The 4,378-nt window shown below is 56.9% G+C and carries 5 protein-coding genes; all 5 read right to left on the bottom strand.

The genetic code is table 11. The features are described 5' to 3' along the window. The coding region (locus tag DW913_RS09810) for an SIS domain-containing protein (RefSeq protein ID WP_117798371.1) at positions 1 to 827 on the bottom strand (827 nt) is incomplete at its 3' end. Positions 828 to 887: 60 nt separating this feature from the next. Continuing rightward, a complete protein-coding gene (locus tag DW913_RS09805; protein ID WP_117716999.1) occupies positions 888 to 2,003 on the bottom strand; it encodes an SIS domain-containing protein in 1,116 nt (371 codons plus the stop codon). A 193-nt stretch (positions 2,004 to 2,196) separates the two neighbouring features. After that, complete coding sequence (locus DW913_RS09800; RefSeq protein WP_117584261.1) at positions 2,197 to 2,910, bottom strand: GntR family transcriptional regulator; 714 nt, start codon at positions 2,908 to 2,910, stop codon at positions 2,197 to 2,199. After that, on the bottom strand, positions 2,895 to 3,662 hold the full coding sequence (locus tag DW913_RS09795) for a GntR family transcriptional regulator (RefSeq protein WP_117798370.1): 768 nt from the start codon (positions 3,660 to 3,662) through the stop codon (positions 2,895 to 2,897). Before DW913_RS09795 ends, DW913_RS09800 begins: the two co-directional genes overlap by 16 nt. A 38-nt stretch (positions 3,663 to 3,700) precedes the next feature. Then, the gene (locus DW913_RS09790; RefSeq protein ID WP_117640898.1) at positions 3,701 to 4,189 is read right to left on the bottom strand and encodes a hypothetical protein; all 489 of its coding nucleotides are present in this window, start codon (positions 4,187 to 4,189) and stop codon (positions 3,701 to 3,703) included. Positions 4,190 to 4,378: the final 189 nt, after the last annotated feature.

Here is a 4,378-nt window from a genome sequence, read left to right as displayed (position 1 = left end):
CGGTTCTCGTCCTCGCCCATGAACAGGAAGACCGGGACGCCGGGCTCCACGAGCTCGAGGGTGCCGTGGAAGAAGTCGGCCGAGGTGATGTAGCGGGTGCGCTTCCACTGCATCTCCTCGAGGATGCACATCGAGAACAGGATCGTCTCGCCCCACAGGGCGCCGGAGCCGATGAACATGGTGTAGGGGGCCAGGGCGTACTTCTTGGCGAGCTCCTCGGCGCGCGGCTCGAAGCGCTTGCGGATATCGAGCATGTCCTTCCAGATGTCCTTGGTCTGCTCGATAAACAGATCGAACTTGGGGAAGCAGCCGCGGCGGTTGAGCAGGCGCAGGCCGAAGCAGTCGGCGAGGTAGTAGCCCTTCTCACAGCCGCCCGAACCATGGTCAGAAGCCATGGCGACGCAGTTCTCGGCGCCGACAGCCTGGCCGATGAGGCCCTCGGGCTTGGTCATGGCGTAGACGCGCACACCCATGCCCTTCATCTTCTTGACGGCCTCGAGGACCTCGGGGGTGGTGCCGGACTCGGAGGCGGTGAGCACGACGGACTTCTCGGTCATGCGCTTGTGGCCCATGGCGTTCCACTCGGCGGCGTGGATCAGGTAGACCTCGAGGTCGCGGTCGCCGAACTTGTTCATGAGGTACTCGAGCTGCATGAGCTCGTCCCAGGTGCCGCCGACGCCCATCAGGAACACGGCGTCGTAGCCCTCGTCGGCGACCTTGTCGGCGAGCGCGGTCATCTTCTTGCCGGTCTCGTAGAGCGCCTTGCCGTCCTCGAGATAGCCCTCCTGGTCGAAATGCATGATCTCGATCTTCTCGGTTTCCTTCATTTGTCTCTCCTTTCTGGGGTTGTTTCCACATCCCCCGTGCCAACGGGCATCAAAACCCGCTTACATTCCGTAGCACTCGGCCGCTTTGGCCTTAAGCGCATTGACTGACTCTTCGTAGCCCTCTGCCTTGACCTCCATTTGCTTGGAGACGGCATCAAGATACGGGTGCACGTCCCATGACTTCAGACGCTCGGCTATCATGGCCGCAATCGTCTGGAAGAACACAAGATTGGGAATTGCGCTGAGCAGCGGAGCCACCTGAGGCACCGCAACCTCGTGAGCCCTACCCTTGGGATGGGCCGTGAGCAGCACCGTTTTTGTCGTAACGTTCGATAGCGCATCAGCGATATTCGCAAGACGCTCCGACCCCTGCGGATCGTCGACGATAAACACCAGATAGCCCGGAACGATCTGCATCTCGGGACCGTGGACGAACTCCTCGCCTTCGTGATGCATGGCAGGAATCTTGATGGTCTCGCTCAGCTTGAGGGCCGCCTCTTCGGCAACGCCATAGTTGGGGCCGTTGCCGACGACCATGGCGGGCGTGTGCTCAGAAAGCTCGAGCATGTGGTCTTGGACATATGCCTCGGCGGTCTTGCACATCACGGCATTGGCCTGGATGGCCTCGCGCAGGTCGTCAAGACGCTGGGCAACGCCCTTGGCGTCAATCGTTCCGCGCGCCTGACCGCCGTAAATACCAAAGAGCACCAGGTACTCAACGAGCACCTCGACGCCCAGAGTCACAAAGTCCACCGACTCGACGCCCACACCGTAGTCAAGAACGATGTCAGCGTGTTCCTTGATGGGTGCCTCGACGTTTGCCGTGAGCGCAACTGCAGCCATATCGTGTGCGCGCATGTAATCGAGCGCCGCAATCGTATTGGTCGAATAGCCACTCTGCGAAACGGCAATGTTGAGCGCATGCTGCGGATAGGTGTGTTCAAAATCGACGAAGGCCTCGGGCGTCACAACGGACACCTGCATCTGCAGCGCATCTTGCAGGTAATCGCGGGCGCAATCGGCGGCATGGCGCGACGAACCCGAAGCAACGATGCGCAGCGCGTCAAAAGAACCGGACTGGAAAATATCAACGAGCTGCGCTACCAGCTCAGACGAACGCTCGAGGTTCTCCCCCATACGCACATGGGCAAGCTGAACGTAATCGAGCATCTTCATCGTCTCACCTCGTAACAAATCATTAGTATTTGATACCAATCACAGTTACAGGTTACGGCTTTTTGATACCTCTTTGTCGATTAATTTATCCCCATCGGCGAACGGTCGATTTTGAGCCCTGTAAGGTTGTATATACAGCTGACCCAACGATCAAAACTGGTTAGTTTCCCAGCCGTTATTCACAAAATACCAGCTAGTACGTATAGGTGTAGCCGCCCGTATCGCCACGATTGAAGGACTTTACATACTCGATAGCCTGACCGCTCGCGTCATAGCTCACGCATTCCAAAAGCAAAACAAGATCGCCCTGTTCCAGTCCAAGGAGGCCGGCATCTCGTGCGCCCAGCGCTTCGATATCGAGCTTTTCCTGTGCCATGACTGGCTTTCGGCCCAGCATCTCATAGGTCTCGTACAAACTGAAGACCGACACGTCAATATCTTCGATGGTTGGGAACAGCAGGCAGGGAATCAGCGCCGTCTCAATCGATACGGGGCTACCGTTTATGCAGTTCAGGCGTCGAACGGAATAGAGCAGGTCGTCCTCGGCGATGCCAAACAGGTCGGCGTAATATGGCCCCGCATAACGCTTGGAACGCGCGAGAATACGGACGGACGGCTCGCCGCCCGAAGCACGGACCGATTCACGGAAACCGACCGTGCGTTCAAAAAAAGCAGGTACTTTCTGCGCCACAAAGGCACCTTTTCCCCGAACACGGCGAATCTGCCCGCGCCGAACCAGCTCATCGACAGCGCTTCGGATGGTCAAGCGTGTCGTACCAAATTCCTCGGCAAGGTCTTTTTCGGACGGAATCATGGAACCCGTGGGATATATACTGCGCTCGATACGTTCCTCGATGCGGCGTCGAATGCGCATATAAACCGGGGTGGCATCTACTGTTTCAGCCATTGTTCACCTGCCACGCTCCTCATGCCGTTCTCTTCGCCGTTATCGGCAAAGCGGAACTTTGTGGGCAAAATCACCGATTTGCAATGCTCCACAAAACGCATGTCCTTATCAAATTCGATCGAGCTCTCATAGAACACCGGCGTTCCCTCTTCTTGCTGGAGCAGCTCGGCCTCTTCGGCGTTCAAACGCGAGATGGAGATATGCTCACGTCCATGCTCAACACGCACGCCACCTTCTTTGAGCAAGACATCGTAAAGGCTCTCACACTCAAAATCGTGTTCGGGAAGCGATGGGCACAGGGACAGGTTAACGTGAGCGGTCTCGATTGACGCCGGCTCGCCCTCAATAAGTCGAACGCGCTGCATGCGGAGCAAGGGAGCGTCTACAGCCACCCCAAGCTTGTCGGCAAGCGCCTCATCCGCCTCGATGGTCCCGGTGGAAACCAGACGAGAAGAGGGGTGCAGGCCGGCAGTCCGTACAGCATCGGAAAAGTTATACGTTTCCTGGAAGATGTTCAACGGCTTGGGAGGACACACATACGTACCCGATCCGCGACGGCTCTCGAGCGTTCCACACGAGATGAGCCGCGTGATACCGGCACGCAACGCCGTACGCGAAACGCCAATCTCTTCGCACAGCACGCGCTCGGCCGGCAGGCGATCGCCGCCGGCAAGCTGATGGTGCTGGATATACCAAAGAATTCCCTCAACAGCACGATCTTTGGGGGGAATTGCATAAGATTCGCCTGCCATTGCACAGACTCCTCATTCAGACACGTATGCCGACAAAATTAGGCCAGCCCTCCCATGGCATCAAATTCGGCCTTGATCTTCTCGGCGACATTCCGATACGACTTATACAGGCTTGAATCGCGTTTGACTTCATCGGTCATAACGGGAATCTCTAGTTTGGAAACCTCGTCTTTTCCCGTCTGAACCGCCACAACAACGCCCATACCAAGACACATATTACGCTTGGCTGCGTTCATTTTTGCCGCCTTAGCGGGATTTGCCAGAATACGCTGGGCAAATTCCTGTTTAGAGACCGCTTCATCGGCCTCCGGATCGCCCGCCTCGGCCACTTCGCACTGCAACACGTCCGCATAGTCAAAAATCTTCGGCTCGCCGCCGCGCTGATGTACGGCCCACTTGCGACGCGTGGCATCCTGGTAGATAGCCGGCAAAAACGTAAACCGCGGCGGGTCCAAAATCGTATCCGTGATGGTAAACACATCGGGATCAAAGGCATCCTGCGGGTTTTTCTTCTTGAACAGCCCCATATCAGCCTCTCCTACTAACATTTAACAACTAAAGCTGAATATAGCACCAATTTCAAGCCGCCACCTCACCCTATCGGTACGCGGCGTCTATGACTCGCCCAGCGGAAGAGTTCACGGACGAGGGCCGGGGAGGCATACTCTGTTTTGAGAAGTGGGCTTCGCGAACTTCTCAAAACAGAGTATGCCTCC

The organism is Collinsella sp. AM42-18AC (genome assembly GCF_003467965.1).
In the GTDB taxonomy this organism is placed as follows: Bacteria; Actinomycetota; Coriobacteriia; order Coriobacteriales; family Coriobacteriaceae; genus Collinsella.
Note: the sequence above shows the minus strand (reverse complement) of the source record. Positions and strands in the feature narration are given on the sequence as shown.